Below are 14,506 nucleotides of genomic sequence, written 5' to 3'. Positions count from 1 at the left end.
GCCGCCGGTATGCAGCTCGCGCAGATGATCGACGCCCTCGTGGCGGAGGGTGATGGCTACTGCGTCCGGTGCCCCGAGACCTGGACGCAGGGGCGCACGCTGTTCGGCGGACTGCAGGTCGCGCTGATGGTCAAGGCGATGCGCGACCGGGTTCCTGTCGAAGTGCCGCTGCGCAGCGTGCAGACCAGTTTCATCGGGCCGGTGGTGCCCGGAAAGCTGCACCTGCGTGCACGCGTGCTGCGCCAGGGCAAATCGGTGATCCAGGCGGAGGCGCAGATCCTGGACGGCGAACAGGTCGCCTGCGCGACCTTGGCCGTATTCGGACGTGCGCGCACGTCGGCGGTGTCGCTGACGCCGCCGCCGCCGATCGTGACGCGCAACCCGCAAGCATCGCAGCAGATGCCTTTCTTCCCGGGGCTGTCGCCGGCCTTCACGCAGTTCGTCGAACAGCGCTGGTCGCACGGGGCGATGCCGTTCTGCGGCGGCGCCGAAGCACGCACGCAGATCCATCTGCGCTTTCGCAACGAGCCACGCGTGGACGAGTTCCTGGCGATCGCGCTGGCGGACGCCATTCCCTCGCCGGCCATTTCAGTGCTGCGCCGGCCGGCGCCGGCCAGCTCCATGACCTGGACCCTGGAGCTGCTGCATGACCGCCCGCAGAACCTGACCGACGGCTACTGGCTGATGGACGCCAAAGTCAGCGCCGCGAGCGACGGCTACGCCTATCAGACCGCCACCCTGTGGAGCCCGGATCTGCAACCGGTCGCACTGTCGCGCCAGAGTACGGTGGTATTCGGTTAGGGCCTGCTCTTATCACGGCGATCACCGCTCACGGCGATCACCGCGGTGACGGTCGCCGCGAGACAGCGCCGCGCCTTCGTAATGCCTGTCCATCCATAGGCGAGGATCGATCTCGTAGTCGCACGCCGATCCGCATGCTCAGACCGTCAGCCAGAGAATCGCACGCAGGATCTACCGCCGCGTCGAGGGATCACCTCCGACATCAGGCGCCAAAAAAATCGGGTTGTTCATTTTGTTGGCTAAAAGGATATTTTCGAAAATTAAATCGAGGCAGAAAAAACAATTTTTATTGACTTTTAAGATGCGAGATTCACGACCTATTCAGTACGGCACGGCGATGATGCGGTCGTGACATCTTGCGATCACGCACAACGCATCATCGGAGCGCCATCATGAACAGCGACACTCTGAAGGGGCAGTGGAAGCAGTTGGCGGGAGCGGCCAAGGAACGATGGGCCAAGCTGACGGAAGACGACTGGCTGCAGGTGGAAGGCAATCTGCAAGGGCTTTCCGGCCGGATTCAGGAGCGTTACGGCATCGCACGCGACAAGGCCGAAGAGCAGATTCAGGCACTGATGGACCGGGTCAAGACCGCTGATCAAGGCCCTCGATCCGGGCACTGACCGCCGCGGATGCCGATGCGGAACGCACCCGCAGCCGACACCAGGAACCCCGGACGTGCTGAATTTCCCGTGAAAGAATCGGAATGATTTAATTCAGAAACACAGTTTATCTGACTCTTTATATCGGATTGTAGTCAATTTAGAGATTTTCCGATCCCGGCAAAATCAATCGAAATCAATGAATCCGTGCTCATCCGAGGACCGGCCAATTACCCCAACCAAACAGGAGCTCACATGAAAATCAAAGCGATCGTTCTGGCCACCGCAACCACGTTCGGCTTGGCTGCAATGCCTGCCATCGGCGTTGCCGACGACAAGGCCACCAATAAGACTGCCATCGAGAAGACCGGCGACTATCTCTCCGATGCCGCCATCACCACCAAGATCAAGGCGGCGCTGATCGTCGAGGAAGACCTCAAGTCTGCCGGCATCGACGTGGAAACCAGCGCCGGTGTGGTGACGCTGTCGGGCGCTGTCAGCAGCGACGCCTCAGTGGCACTGGCGGAAAACGTCACCCGCGATATCACCGGAGTCAAGGACGTTCACAACAAGCTGGAAGTTGCTGCCAACTAGACTTGGGAGCGCTCGGCACTATTTGCCATCCGACCCCGTCGTCCGCACGGCCGACGGGGTCTTTTTTTGCAGCCTTCTCGCCGTTCAGCCCCGCAGTTAACCGGCCGTTATCATGCGCCGGTGAGCGCCGCAGCCGATCCCCCGCGCAAGATCGTCCACGTGGACATGGAAAGTCGCATGCCGGGTGTTGCATTACCTGAAACGTCTGGAACTCTGGTCTTTTTCTCAGAGATTCGAGGCGCGACATGCAGTTGGTATGGTCAACAGGCGACTTGCGCCTGGGGGGAATTGCCAGAGAGGGCTTCCCCTTGCTGCTGTTCGATTCAGGCGAGCCCCTAGAACCGGTATTCCAGTTTCTGGTCCATTGCTGTTTGCACCGGGCTCGGGCCCAGTCGCGAAAGACGTGGCAGGCGTACGGCTACTCGTTCAAGGACTTCTTCAGCTTTCTAGAAGCACAGGGGCGAAGCTGGTCGGAACCCCGTATCCAGGGGCAGCCATCGCTGGTAGCGGATTACCGCACCTGGGCGCTTGAGGAGAAGCAGCACGAGGTCGACACGATCAATGCCCGATTGGACCTGATCGTACGCTTCTATGACTTTGCCCACCGTCGCGGATGGATCGCAGAACTGCCTTTCGGGTTCGAAGAACGGAAGATCGGGGGTCGCAACGACTTTCTGTCCCACGCCGTCACGCCGCCGACCACCAAAGCCGTCGCCGACGTGAAGTTCAAAGCGTCGCGCCGCCAACTAAAGGTGCTATCAGTTGGCGAGGTCTCATCGTTCCTGGTCGCGCTGAAGAACAAAAGCCATCGGCTGATGGCGAAGTTGCAACTCGACACGGGCATTCGAACGGAGGAGCTAGTTACCTTCCCCGTCACGTACCTCGCAGATCCGCACACCCTGCCGCACCGCCGACAGTACTTCGCGATCGCGTTACGCCCGAACGAGATGCGAACCAAGGGCAACGTCGAACGAACGATCCACGTCCATCGCGACGTGATGGCCCAGCTTTGGGCCTACCGGAATCTCGAGCGCGCCCAGCGAGCGGCGTTCAGTACGTCTGGCTCGGCGGCGCTGTTCTTGACCGAGGATGGAGGACCGTTCGACCGAAAGACGGTCTGGTCGATCTATCGCGGAACTAGCCGCGCCACCGGCTTGCAAATCCACCCACACATGCTCCGCCATACCTACGCGACGCACATGCTGGCGGCGCTAGCGAAGTCGCGCAATGTCGGCAATGCGTTGCTCTACATTCGCGACCGGCTGGGCCATTCGTCGGTAAAGACCACCGAAAAGTACTTGCATTACGTCGATGCCGTGGCTGAATCAATCATGGACGAATATCAGAATGACCTGACAGCCCTCCTCGCCGGAGGCTCGACCAGTGGCTGACATCATCGTAGTTCCCGACTCGGCTCGGTCCCGCGGGACGACATTCGAACTAGAGCCATTCCTGGGACGCGGGATCGATCCGATAACCAGGGGCCTGCAGCTGGTCGCTGCGCAAGCATTGCGCGACAAGGTCTACAGCCCCTCGTCCGTTTCAGGGCTCGTCCGCACATTTCAAGGCCAAATCTTCCCATGGCTAGTTGAAGCCGCAGCGTCGCTTGGCAGGCCTTTGACTTTCAATGACATCGACCCCGATCTAGCCCTACGGCTGGCTGCTGATCTGCGCCAGCGTCTGAACTACACGACAGCTGCAAAGGTTTTTCAGAGATTTCTGCTGTTCCTGAAGTTCGCATCTCAGATCGGACTCTCGAAGCCGCTTGCGGAAATCCGACCACCAAACCCGTTCCCGAAAACGAAAGCCGCGCAGCGAGCAACACTGCCCTATTCGCGCAGGGAGCGGTCAGAACTCCTGGGCTGTCTCGCCAAGGACTTGCAGAGCATTCGCGCTGGGACATCCGTGCTAGCCCCTCTCGAGGAACTCGTCGTGTATTTCCTGCTGATTGCATTCCGATCAGGCTTCAATGCCACTCCGTTGCTAGAACTCAGCCGCGATGCGATTCGCCCTCATCCGCTTCGAAAGGATTACTGGCTCTTGGTCGGGTACAAACTGCGAGCCCTGAGGACGGTGAAGGCTTCAGCGAAATGGTCCGAACTCGTTGATCAGTTCGCCACGGTGCCCACCGATCTTGTCACGTTGTATCGCGAAGTTCTCGCCAAAACGGCCCCCGCCGTTGACTTGGTGGACGTTCAGCACAAGCACTACGCATTCTTGCGCCCCCCACTTGGAAGCCGAGCAAGCGCACGTGCCGGACAGTCGGTTCCTCTAACAAACGCCGATGTTTCCACGTGCATTCATCAGAGGCTGGCGGCGCGATATGCCATAACGGGAGACGACGGAAAGCCCCTGCGAATCAACTTGCGCAGAATACGAGCGACGCTTGCATCGAGAGCCTACGAATTATCCGGAGGCGACCCATTCGTCGTCGCGAAGCTTCTCAACAACAGTCCGTTGACCGCGGCGATCCATTACCTGTCCGCGCCGCCTGACGCCGCGACTGAATTTGCGGCGGCACTTCACACGTATGAGAACCGTCTGCGCAACGGCACCCCAGCTTCCGCCGAGAAGACGCCACTGGGGAAATGCAGCGATACCAAAAAAGGGCGCTACGCGCCCAATGACGGGGTAACACATTGCCAACGGTGGCTCCATTGTTTCAAGTGTCCGAATCACTGCGTGTCAGGTGATGACGACGACCTATGGCGCCTTTACTCGTTCTATTGGTTGCTGCAACGCAATGCCGAAAAGCTGCGCCACATGCCCATCTCTGGGATGACGAGGTTTGCGATCAGGGTGATGGACGAAGTCATTCCATCGATCTTCGGACCAAAGGCGATATCCGCTAGGGACCGTGCTCGACACAACCCGCACCCGTTCTGGGTCCGCATGCGCGACGACGATCTTCTGCTGAGCGAGACTTACGATGCACGCTGAAGCACTTGAAAAACTCCTATCTGCGCCTCGCGACAGCCGCCATGGAATGCCCGTGACGTTCTGTCCAGACGAGAGCGGCACCTTTGACGTCCTATCTCGTTACGGCGACGCCGTCATCGATTTCTCCTACCACTGCCGCACGTGGCATCCGGAGGCGAAGCTCCGCACCGCCTCCATCCCCTCCGGCTGGCACGATTCTGTGCTTGAGTTGGTGATCGCGTACTGGCGGTACGGCAGACCCGGCCAAGGGGCGCCCGAGACAACCACCGTCGTCTCTACCATCCCGAAGATTCTTCACCTGACAAAGTACCTTGCAAGCATCGGCCTGTCGTGCTTCGCGGATGTTCGACCGATTCACGTCCAAAGCTACGCGACCCTGCTAAAGGACTCCAAGGTAAAACGCAAGGCTGGGCTGAAGGCGAGAAGCCCGCTCGGACTGCACGGGGCCCTCTCGGTGCTTTCGCTCGCATGGGACATGCGACAACACATCTCCGACTCGATGACCTTCGCTCCGCTGGAACGCGGAGATCTCAGCTTCATGTCCGACTACATAAACCGGGGACCACGGCGCCCCCGGACAAAGGCACTCTCGGATACCCAGTCGACATCGCTATTCCTTGCTTGCGAAGACTGCCTATCCAAATTCGATTCACTCTATCCCCTCCACCTACGGGTCGAGGCGTGGCGGCGAGATAACCGCGGCCTCCAATCCGGACACGCGCGCTATCGGAAAGATCTGGCCAATTATGCGGTCAGCCAGGGAATGCCTTTGGCAGAGATAGGCACGGGCTTGACGCAGTGCATGGCCGCAGCATTCATTGAACTAGGCCTGCTCGTGGGGTTGCGTATCAGCGAACTTCTGGACCTGCGCGCGGGGTGCTACTACGAGACCGAGATCGAGGGCAGAGTGATTGGCTGGCTAAGAGGCCGCACATTCAAAATGCGGAAGAAAGGTGCCGAAGCCGCTGTCTGGATGGCGCCACGCCGCGTAGGGGAGATCATCAGAATTTTGGAGAACCTCAGCAAGGACAGACGAGATCATCTCGCCCAGAAAATCAAAACAATGCAGGCCGAGCTGGCAGCGCTGGGCGCCAACTCTCCCGGCAGGAAGAGCTTGATCAGGTCGCTTGCCCGGCTGTCGTACTCGCAAGACCACCTATTCATCGTTGTGCCCCGTGGAAACGGGCGAGGTGCCGGCAATGTCGTCGGGCGCGTCGGTGCGCGGTATTGGATTCAGACAATGTCACGGCGCGCGGGCCTGACATGCCCCCTCTCCATTCACGTCCTGCGGAGAACATTTGCGGTCACGGTGACCCACCAGTGCGCCGGCGATCTCAGGTATCTCAAGCAACACTTTCAGCACTGGTCAATCGAGACAACGCAGTTATACGCGATGCACGACGAGCGCGAGAAAGAGTTAATCGATGAAATCGCGAACGAGATGCTGCTGCACAAGACAGCAGTAGTAGCCAACTGGTTGACGCCGGGAACTACGCTCAGTGGAAAGGCGGGCCGTCACATATCGGGCGAACGCGAGAAGCCCGAGTTTCGCGGTGCGACTCCCAAGCGACTCGCCGACCTTACCAAGGGCCTCGCAGAAGGCGTCGTTCTCCGATCCACGGGCCATAGTTGGTGCATCTCAAGTGGCCTACCTACCTGTGGGGGCCAAGGCCTTTACGACGCGACCCATTGCGCTGACTGCGACGGGGCGGTGGTCGCCGAGGAGCACAAAAAAGTATGGACGGGCCTTGCGCTACAGATGCTGGAGGTCGAGCGACTTTCCGACTGTGGTCCAAGCGGGGCCGACCTCGTGAGACGCAGCCTCGATAGCTTCGACAGGATTCTCGAACCGCTCGGAACCAGTGTGGCCGAGCTGCGCTTATCGGCGAATAGTGAAGACGGCAAGTAGCGGGGGCTATCTGTGAGCAGGAAAGATTCGCGCACCAAGGACCTTCGACTGGCGATTCTGAGGATCGAGAAGGGGCGAGCCTCCAAAGTTCCTAAGAACGCACGGCTTTCGATCAGCAGCGTGGCCGTGGAAGCTGGCATCGCGCCTTCCACTATCCATACGCGGTATCCAGACATTGCGGAGCTAATCAGAGAGAAAATTGGAAAGGGGGTCCGAACTCAGCGTGATCGGAAGGCGTCTGCGTTAATGTACACGCGAGCACGGCTGCGGGTCTGTCGATCCGAGCTAGCATCGCAGCGAGCTTTGCTCGCATCGGTTACATCCAAGCTCTTCACGGCGCTTGCCGACCTGCAACGCTATAGAGATAGCCACGAATCGAACACCGGCCGAGTAGTTCCTCTGCCTCAGCCATCAGGCCAGAAATAGTGGTACCAGCTTTTGAGAGACCTCTAATGCGCTCCGGCGTCAGGACCACACTCGGACTGCGGTGGAGCACGCAACGCTGCCATTCGGCTGTACCGCTTCTGAGCGACAAGAACCAGCCCCAAGCGGACGAAGCTCCACAACTCCCGGCCGAGTGGTTAGCGGTCATCCAGCCACACTGCTGCTGATTCAGTGGCCAGGACGGCCCGAGCACGCCCTGGTGAGCAATGGACACGGATCGCGGTGCAGCGGACATGAAGTTCTTGACCCTAGGGCTGCTCCAGGGTTTACGCTGTGCCCAGTCCGTTTCGAACGCCCATGCGCCAATTCATCAGCCTCCTGCTTGTCGTCAGCCTGTCGTGGGTCACGACGGGCTACGCGTGCCGGATGGACGGCCTGGATGTGGTGCGCGCGGTGTGTTGCTGTCCGCAAGCGCACACGGCGCACTCTGCGGCAGAGACTGATGATCAGGATCCGCAGCAGATCGAAGACGAATCCGGCTGCTGCGATGTCGTCGCCAGCACCGCTCTGGACGAGGAGCAGCCGGGCGTACTGACGCAAGCGACGGCGCTCGACCTGCCGGTCTTCGCGTCATTGCCCGTCGCGGCCTGGAACGTGATCGAACCAGCGGCACGACCGCTCGGCCTGCCGCCGCCTGCACGCGGCCCGCCCTCCGGCAGCGGGACTCGAACCTACCTCAGCACGGCACGTCTGCGGCTGTAAGCGCCGCCCGCCCTCGCGCTTCGCGCGGGGCGGCTCATGACCCGTGCAGCCGATCCGGCTGCACCTCCCCTGTCATCGAGAGGCTGCCATGTCGATTTCCCCGGCTGTTCGTGCCATCCGTCTTGCCCGCCCGATATTTCTCGCGGCCCTTTCCCTTGCACTTCCAGCCATCGCGACCGCTCAGGACGCGCCCGATGCACTCGTTGCGCTCAGCCTGGACGACGCCGCTGCGCTTGCCGTGCAGCGCCAACCTCAACTCGAGGCGCTGGACGCTGAGGCGCGCTCTGCGCGGCAGCGCGCCATCGCAGCCGGTGAACTGCCCGATCCACGGCTGAGCCTGGGTATCAGCGACCTGACGCTCGAAGGCGCTAACCGCTTCACGCTGCGCGAAGAATCCGACACGCAGATCATGGCCGGCATCCGGCAGGATTTTCCGCGCGCGGACAAGCGCCGACTCCAGCGCGAGCGCGCGGAGCACGAAGCACAGACCTTCGATGCCGAGCGCCTGGCCACGGAGCGCAAGATCGCGCGCGAAACGGGCCTCGCCTGGCTCGATGTGTGGAAGGCCGAAGAATCGCGACGGCTCGCCAGACGCAGCCTCGCGGAGGCGGAGCGACAGTTTCAGGCGATGGAGATCGCCTACACCTCGGGCCGTGGGAGCCAGGCCGAAGTGCTGGCGGCGAAAGTGGAGGCGGAGTCCCTGCGCGACCAGGTGGCCGGCTACGCGCAGCAGTCGCGCCACTATCGCAATGGCCTGGCGCGCTGGATTGGCGAAGCGGCCTTCGGCCTGATCTGCCCGGAACTGCCGCCGGAGTTTGCGCCGGATGTCGCGGCCCTGTCCGCGGCTCTGCTCACGCATCCGCACTTCCTGGCCGAAGCGAGGAAAGTCGCCACGGCCGAAACCGACGTGCAGCTTGCCCTTCAGGACTATCGACCGGATTGGGCCTTGACCGTGGGCTACGGGCATCGCCCGGAATTCGCCGATTACGCGCAGGTGCAGGTGGAGATTCCGCTGCCGGTTTTCACCGGCAGGCGGCAGGATCGTCAGCTCGACGCCGCGCAGGGCATGCAGGCCTCGCAGGAATTTCGACTCGACGACGCCCTGCGCGAGCACCGCAGCGAGATCCGCATGAATGCAGAGGACTGGCAGCTTCTGCAGGAGCGCCTGTCGCGCTACGACACCCTGCTGCTGCCTCAGGCCGAATCGCGGGTGAACGCCGCACTGGCTGCCTATGGCGCGGGATCTGGCGCTCTGCGCGACGTGCTCGACGCGCGCCGACGTGCGCTCGACATCGCCATGCACAAGCTCGATCTGCAAGCCGACGCAGCGAAGCACCAGGTGCAACTGCGCTATTTCGCGCCCTGATCGAAACCCACCGAATTCCTAGCTGGAGAGTGAGCATGAAAACCCAATCCATCGTGGCCCTGGCTGCAACCGTCGCCGTCTTCGGCGCGGGCGGCTGGTGGCTGGCGCAGTCCGATGCGCCGCACAAGCATCAGCTCGAAAAGAAGGTGAGCGCCGAGGGCAAGACCTACTACACCTGCTCGATGCACCCGCAGGTGCGGCAGGACGAGAAAGGCGCCTGCCCGATCTGCGGCATGAAGCTGACCCAGCGCACCGAGGCACCCGCTGGCGTCAAGGCGATGGCCAGCGCCGACAAGGAGCCAATGTACTGGTACGACCCGATGCGCCCGGACCAGCATTTCGACAAGCCCGGCAAATCGCCCTTCATGGACATGCAGTTGGTGCCCAAGTACGCGGACGAGGAAGGCGGTGCGGGCGGAGGCGCCGTGGTGCAGATCGACCCGCGAATAGCTCAGAACCTGGGCCTGCGCGTGGCGCCGGCCAAGAGCGGCACGTTCTGGCAGCGCGTGGATGCGGTCGGCAGCGTGGCGCTGGATGAGCGGCGCATCGTCACCGTGGAATCGCGCGCGGCGGGCTGGATCGAGCGGCTCGATGTTCGTGCCGAAGGCGATGTGGTGAATAAGGGGCAGCGCCTTGCCGCGCTCTACTCGCCAGAACTGTTTGCCGCGCGGCAGGAATTGAAGCTGGCCGAATCCAGCGGCGATGCGTCGCTCGTGCAGGCCAGCCAGCAGCGCCTGCGACTGCTCGGCGGCGGCACGGGTGCGAGCAGCCAAACCGGCGTGTTCGCGCCGGCCTCGGGATTCGTGATGGAGCTGATGGCGCGCGAGGGCGCGCAGATCGCGCCCGGCATGCCGCTGATGAAGCTCGCCGATCTGTCCCAGGTCTGGCTGCTGGTGGAGGTTCCCGAGGTGCAGGCCGGCTGGGTGAGAGAAGGCCGCAGCGCCGAAGCGCGACTCAAGTCGCTGCCCGGAAAAGTGTTCGAGGGCCGCGTGGATTATCTGTACCCGCAGCTCGACGCGATGACGCGCACATTGAAGGCGCGGCTGGTGTTCGACAACGCCGACGGTGCGCTGCGCCCCGGCATGTTCGCCGACGTGACCCTGTTCGGCGGCGCACAGCGCGAGGTCTTGCTGGTGCCGACCGAGGCGGTGATCCGTACCGGCACGCGCACGGTGGTGATGATTGCGGAAGATGCGGGCCGCTATCGGCCCGCGCAGGTCGAAACCGGACCTGAGCGCGAGGGTGAGACCGTGATCCTGTCGGGCCTGGAGGCCGGGCAGAACGTGGTCGTATCCGGCCAGTTCCTCATCGACTCCGAGGCCAGTCTGCTCGGTGCGTATCAGCGCATGGGCGCGGGCATGGGCATGCCGGAGGGCATGTCCGAAATGGAGGGAATGAAAGGCGACTCCATGCCGGCGATGGAAGGCATGTCCGATATGAAGCCCGAGACCGGCATGGGCGAGATGTCCGGCACGCGCATGGAGAACGCCCCGTGATCGCGCGCCTCATCCACTGGAGTATCTACAACCGCTTCCTGGTGCTGATGGCCGCGCTGATGCTGGCGGCCTGGGGTGCGTATTCCACCCTGACCACGCCGCTGGACGCGCTGCCGGATCTGTCGGACACGCAGGTCATCATCCGCACGACGTATCCGGGCCAGGCACCCCAGGTGGTGGAGGATCAGGTCACGTATCCGCTGACCACCACCATGCTGTCGGTGCCCTTTGCCAAGACCGTGCGCGGCTACTCGCTGTTCGGCGAGAGCTTCGTCTACATCCTGTTCGAGGACGGCACCGATCTGTATTGGGCGCGCTCGCGCGTGCTGGAGTACCTGAGCCAGGTGCAGGGTCGCCTGCCGGCGAACGCCCGTGCGGCGCTGGGGCCGGACGCTACCGGCGTCGGCTGGATCTACGAATACGCGTTGGTGGATCGAACCGGTGGGCAGGACATCAGCCAGCTCCGTGCCTTGCAGGACTGGTTCCTCAAGTACGAGCTGAAGTCCGTGCCCAACGTGGCCGAGGTCGCCACGCTCGGCGGCTTCAACAAGCAGTACCAGATCGTGCTCGACCCGGATCGCCTGCGCGCCTACAAGCTGCCGGTTGAGACCGTGGTCAAGGCGGTGCAGGACGCCAACGCGGAAACCGGGGGCTCGGTGCTGGAACTGGCCGAAGCTGAATACATGGTGCGCGCCCGCGGCTATCTGAAGACCCTCGATGATTTTCACTCCATCCCCGTGGGCCTGGGCGAAAACGGAACGCCGATCCTGTTGCGCGACGTTGCCACCGTGCAGCTCGGCCCCGAGACCCGGCGCGGCATCGCCGAACTCGATGGCGAGGGCGAAGTGGTGGGCGGCGTGATCGTGCTGCGTTCCGGCACCAATGCGGCCAGCACCATCGCGGCGGTCAAGGCCAAGTTGGAAGTTCTCAAGGGCAGCCTGCCCAAGGGCGTGGAGATCGTGGAGACCTATGACCGCTCCACCTTGATCGAACGCGCGGTCGCGAACCTCACGACGAAGCTGATCGAGGAGTTTCTCGTCGTCGCGCTGATCTGCGCGGTGTTCCTGTTCCACCTGCGCTCGGCCTTCGTCGCCATTCTCACTTTGCCGCTGGGCATCCTGATGGCGTTCACGGTGATGAAGATGCAGGGCATCAACGCCAACATCATGTCGCTGGGCGGCATTGCGATTGCCATCGGCGCGATGGTGGATGCCGCGGTGGTGATGATCGAGAACGCGCACAAGAAGCTGGAGCACTCGAAGCACGCGAACGGCGAGCGCGACCCCGAAGGCGAGGAGCGACTGAAGCTGATGGCCGAGGCCGCTGCCGAGGTCGGGCCGGCATTGTTCTTCTCCCTGCTCATCATCACCCTGAGCTTCGTGCCGGTGTTCACCTTGCAGGCACAGGAAGGGCGGCTGTTTGCGCCGCTGGCGTATACCAAGACCTATGCGATGGCGGCGGCGGCGGGCTTGTCCGTGACCCTGATCCCGGTGTTGATGGTCTGGTTCATCCGCGGACGCATCCGCGACGAGCAGAGCAATCCGCTCAACCGCTTTCTCATTGCGATCTACCGGCCGGGCATTCATGCGGTGCTGCGCCACCCGCGTGCGACGCTGGTCATCGCGGTGCTGCTGATGGCGGCGTCGATCTGGCCCGCGCTGAAACTCGGCAGCGAGTTCATGCCGCCCCTGGATGAAGGCGATCTGCTCTACATGCCGACCGCCTTGCCGGGCCTGGCCGTCGGCAAGGGCGCGGAGATACTTCAGCAGACCGACCGCATCCTGAAGACGTTTCCAGAGGTCAAGCGCGTGTTCGGCAAGATCGGCCGCGCCGAGACCGCGACCGATCCGGCGCCGCTGGAGATGGTCGAAACCACGGTGATGCTCAAACCGAAGGCCGAATGGCGCGAGGGCCTCACCACCGAAGCGCTGATCGAGGAGATGGACGCGGCGCTGAAGATTCCCGGCATGGGCAATGTCTGGGTCAACCCCATCCGCAATCGCATCGACATGCTCGCCACCGGCATCAAGTCGCCGGTCGGCATCAAGATCGCCGGACCGGATCTGAACGTGATCGAGCGTCTGGGTGCGGACGTGGAGCGCGTGGTCAAGCAGATACCCGGCACCTCGTCTGCGTTCTCGGAGCGCGTTTCCGGCGGACGCTACATCGAAGTTCACCCAGACCGGATTGCGGCTGCGCGGCTGGGTCTGTCGATTGCCGACGTGCAGCGCATCGTTGCGCTCGCCATCGGCGGCGAGAACATCGGCGAGACGGTCGAGGGCCTGCAACGCTTCCCGATCAACCTGCGCTATCCGCGCGATCTGCGTGATTCGCTCGATGACCTGCGCGAGCTGCCCATCGTCACCATGCAGGGCGCGACCGTGACCCTGGGCCAGATCGCCAGCGTGGAGATCGCCGACGGCCCGCCAATGATCAAGTCCGAGAACGCGCGCCCGAACGGATGGGTCTACGTGGACATTCGCGGGCGCGACCTCGGCGGCTACGTGGCCGAGGCCAAGCGCATCGTCGGCGAGCAGGTGCAACTGCCCGCCGGCTACTCCATCGCCTGGTCGGGACAGTTCGAGTATCTGGAGCGTGCGGCCAAGCGTCTGCAACTGGTGGTGCCGTTCACGCTCGCCATCATTCTGCTCCTGCTATATCTGACGTTCCGCAAGTTCAGCGAGGCGCTGCTCATCATGGCCACGCTTCCCTTCGCCCTGGTCGGCGGCCTGTGGTTGATCTACGGGCTGGGCCACAACCTGTCGGTGGCGAGCGGCGTGGGCTTCATCGCGCTCGCGGGTGTATCGGCGGAGTTCGGCGTCATCATGCTGCTCTACCTGCAACAGGCGATCACGCAGCGCGAGCAGCGCGGCGCGATGCGATCTGTCGCCGATCTGGAAGAGGCGCTGGTCGAGGGCGCGGTGCTGCGCGTGCGGCCCAAGGCCATGACCGTCGCCGTCATCATCGCCGGCCTGCTGCCGCTGTTCTGGGGCGCGGGCACCGGAAGCGAAGTGATGCAGCGCATCGCCGCGCCGATGGTCGGCGGCATGGTGACGGCGCCGCTGCTATCGATGTTCGTGATCCCGGCGGCGTATCTGCTGATGCAGCGGCGGCGTTTGAGCAGGAATCCCTTATCGAACGAAGGCTCATCGGGTTGACCGACCAGCGGTCTTGACCCTGGAGTAAGGTCCAGACCGCAGGATGGCCGCGAGCTTGGAGAAAGTACTCATGCCCCAGATCACCATCGGCGCCGCCGCGAAAGCCGCGGGTGTGGCCATCGACACGGTGCGCTACTACGAGCGCGAAGGACTGCTGTCGCGCGCGCAACGCAGCGCGAGCGGCTACCGGCTTTTCGGTAAGGCGGATGTCGAACGTCTGCGCTTCATCCGACAGGCCAAGGCGCTCGGCTTCACCTTGGAGGACATCACCGAACTGCTGCGTTTGCAGGACGGTGGTGGCGCCCGCGCCCAGGTGCGGGATCGGGCACGGGCACGGATCCAAGACCTCGACCGCAAGATCCGTGAGCTGACCGCCATCCGCGACGCCCTCGCGGCCCTGGAGCGGCAGTGTCACGGACGCGGAACCGTCGCCGGCTGCCCGATCATCGAGGGCGTGCAGGCGGTCTCTCTGTCATCCCCCAAGGAGCCCTGAT

11 protein-coding genes are annotated in these 14,506 nt (G+C 62.9%); all 11 read left to right on the top strand.

Translation table 11 applies throughout. The annotated features are described in order from the left end of the window. Positions 1-24: 24 nt before the first annotated feature. On the top strand, positions 25-801 hold the full coding sequence (locus ACOOHP_RS05425; RefSeq protein WP_420465438.1) for a thioesterase family protein: 777 nt from the start codon (positions 25-27) through the stop codon (positions 799-801). A gap of 392 nt (positions 802-1,193) precedes the next feature. Then, positions 1,194-1,424, top strand: a complete 231-nt coding sequence (locus tag ACOOHP_RS05420) for a CsbD family protein (protein ID WP_420465437.1) — start codon at positions 1,194-1,196, stop codon at positions 1,422-1,424. Positions 1,425-1,658: 234 nt separating this feature from the next. Beyond that, positions 1,659-1,997 carry a BON domain-containing protein gene (locus ACOOHP_RS05415; protein WP_420465436.1) on the top strand — a complete coding sequence of 113 codons (339 nt, stop codon included), beginning with the start codon at positions 1,659-1,661 and terminating at the stop codon, positions 1,995-1,997. Positions 1,998-2,305: 308 nt separating this feature from the next. Then, positions 2,306-3,388, top strand: a complete 1,083-nt coding sequence (locus tag ACOOHP_RS05410) for a tyrosine-type recombinase/integrase (RefSeq protein ID WP_420465435.1) — start codon at positions 2,306-2,308, stop codon at positions 3,386-3,388. Between the two features lie 118 nt (positions 3,389-3,506). Then, complete coding sequence (locus ACOOHP_RS05405) at positions 3,507-4,937, top strand: hypothetical protein (RefSeq protein ID WP_420465434.1); 1,431 nt, start codon at positions 3,507-3,509, stop codon at positions 4,935-4,937. Beyond that, positions 4,927-6,846, top strand: a complete 1,920-nt coding sequence (locus tag ACOOHP_RS05400) for a tyrosine-type recombinase/integrase (protein ID WP_420465433.1) — start codon at positions 4,927-4,929, stop codon at positions 6,844-6,846. Before ACOOHP_RS05405 ends, ACOOHP_RS05400 begins: the two co-directional genes overlap by 11 nt. 741 nt (positions 6,847-7,587) lie before the next feature. Next, positions 7,588-7,992: a hypothetical protein gene (locus tag ACOOHP_RS05395; RefSeq protein ID WP_420465432.1), complete on the top strand. Its 405-nt coding sequence runs from the start codon at positions 7,588-7,590 to the stop codon at positions 7,990-7,992. 88 nt (positions 7,993-8,080) lie between these two features. After that, the gene (locus ACOOHP_RS05390; protein ID WP_420465431.1) at positions 8,081-9,358 is read left to right on the top strand and encodes a TolC family protein; all 1,278 of its coding nucleotides are present in this window, start codon (positions 8,081-8,083) and stop codon (positions 9,356-9,358) included. A 35-nt stretch (positions 9,359-9,393) separates the two neighbouring features. Then, positions 9,394-10,854 (top strand): efflux RND transporter periplasmic adaptor subunit, encoded by a 1,461-nt coding sequence (locus tag ACOOHP_RS05385; protein ID WP_420465430.1) that lies wholly within the window; start codon positions 9,394-9,396, stop codon positions 10,852-10,854. Further along, positions 10,851-14,012: an efflux RND transporter permease subunit gene (locus ACOOHP_RS05380; RefSeq protein WP_420465429.1), complete on the top strand. Its 3,162-nt coding sequence runs from the start codon at positions 10,851-10,853 to the stop codon at positions 14,010-14,012. Before ACOOHP_RS05385 ends, ACOOHP_RS05380 begins: the two co-directional genes overlap by 4 nt. Positions 14,013-14,082: 70 nt before the next feature. Further along, on the top strand, positions 14,083-14,505 hold the full coding sequence (locus tag ACOOHP_RS05375; protein ID WP_420465428.1) for a heavy metal-responsive transcriptional regulator: 423 nt from the start codon (positions 14,083-14,085) through the stop codon (positions 14,503-14,505). The last annotated feature ends 1 nt before the right edge of the window (position 14,506 follow it).

Origin of the sequence: Panacagrimonas sp. (genome assembly GCF_965216805.1) — a bacterium.
In the GTDB taxonomy this organism is placed as follows: domain Bacteria; phylum Pseudomonadota; class Gammaproteobacteria; order Nevskiales; family Nevskiaceae; genus Panacagrimonas.
Note: the sequence above shows the minus strand (reverse complement) of the source record. Positions and strands in the feature narration are given on the sequence as shown.

Coding starts and splice junctions, on each gene's coding strand:
- ACOOHP_RS05425 (WP_420465438.1), top strand. CDS start 25: ATGATCGACGCCCTCGTGGCGGAGGGTGATGGCTACTGCGTCCGGTGC.
- ACOOHP_RS05420 (WP_420465437.1), top strand. CDS start 1,194: ATGAACAGCGACACTCTGAAGGGGCAGTGGAAGCAGTTGGCGGGAGCG.
- ACOOHP_RS05415 (WP_420465436.1), top strand. CDS start 1,659: ATGAAAATCAAAGCGATCGTTCTGGCCACCGCAACCACGTTCGGCTTG.
- ACOOHP_RS05400 (WP_420465433.1), top strand. CDS start 4,927: ATGCACGCTGAAGCACTTGAAAAACTCCTATCTGCGCCTCGCGACAGC.
- ACOOHP_RS05395 (WP_420465432.1), top strand. CDS start 7,588: ATGCGCCAATTCATCAGCCTCCTGCTTGTCGTCAGCCTGTCGTGGGTC.
- ACOOHP_RS05390 (WP_420465431.1), top strand. CDS start 8,081: ATGTCGATTTCCCCGGCTGTTCGTGCCATCCGTCTTGCCCGCCCGATA.
- ACOOHP_RS05385 (WP_420465430.1), top strand. CDS start 9,394: ATGAAAACCCAATCCATCGTGGCCCTGGCTGCAACCGTCGCCGTCTTC.
- ACOOHP_RS05375 (WP_420465428.1), top strand. CDS start 14,083: ATGCCCCAGATCACCATCGGCGCCGCCGCGAAAGCCGCGGGTGTGGCC.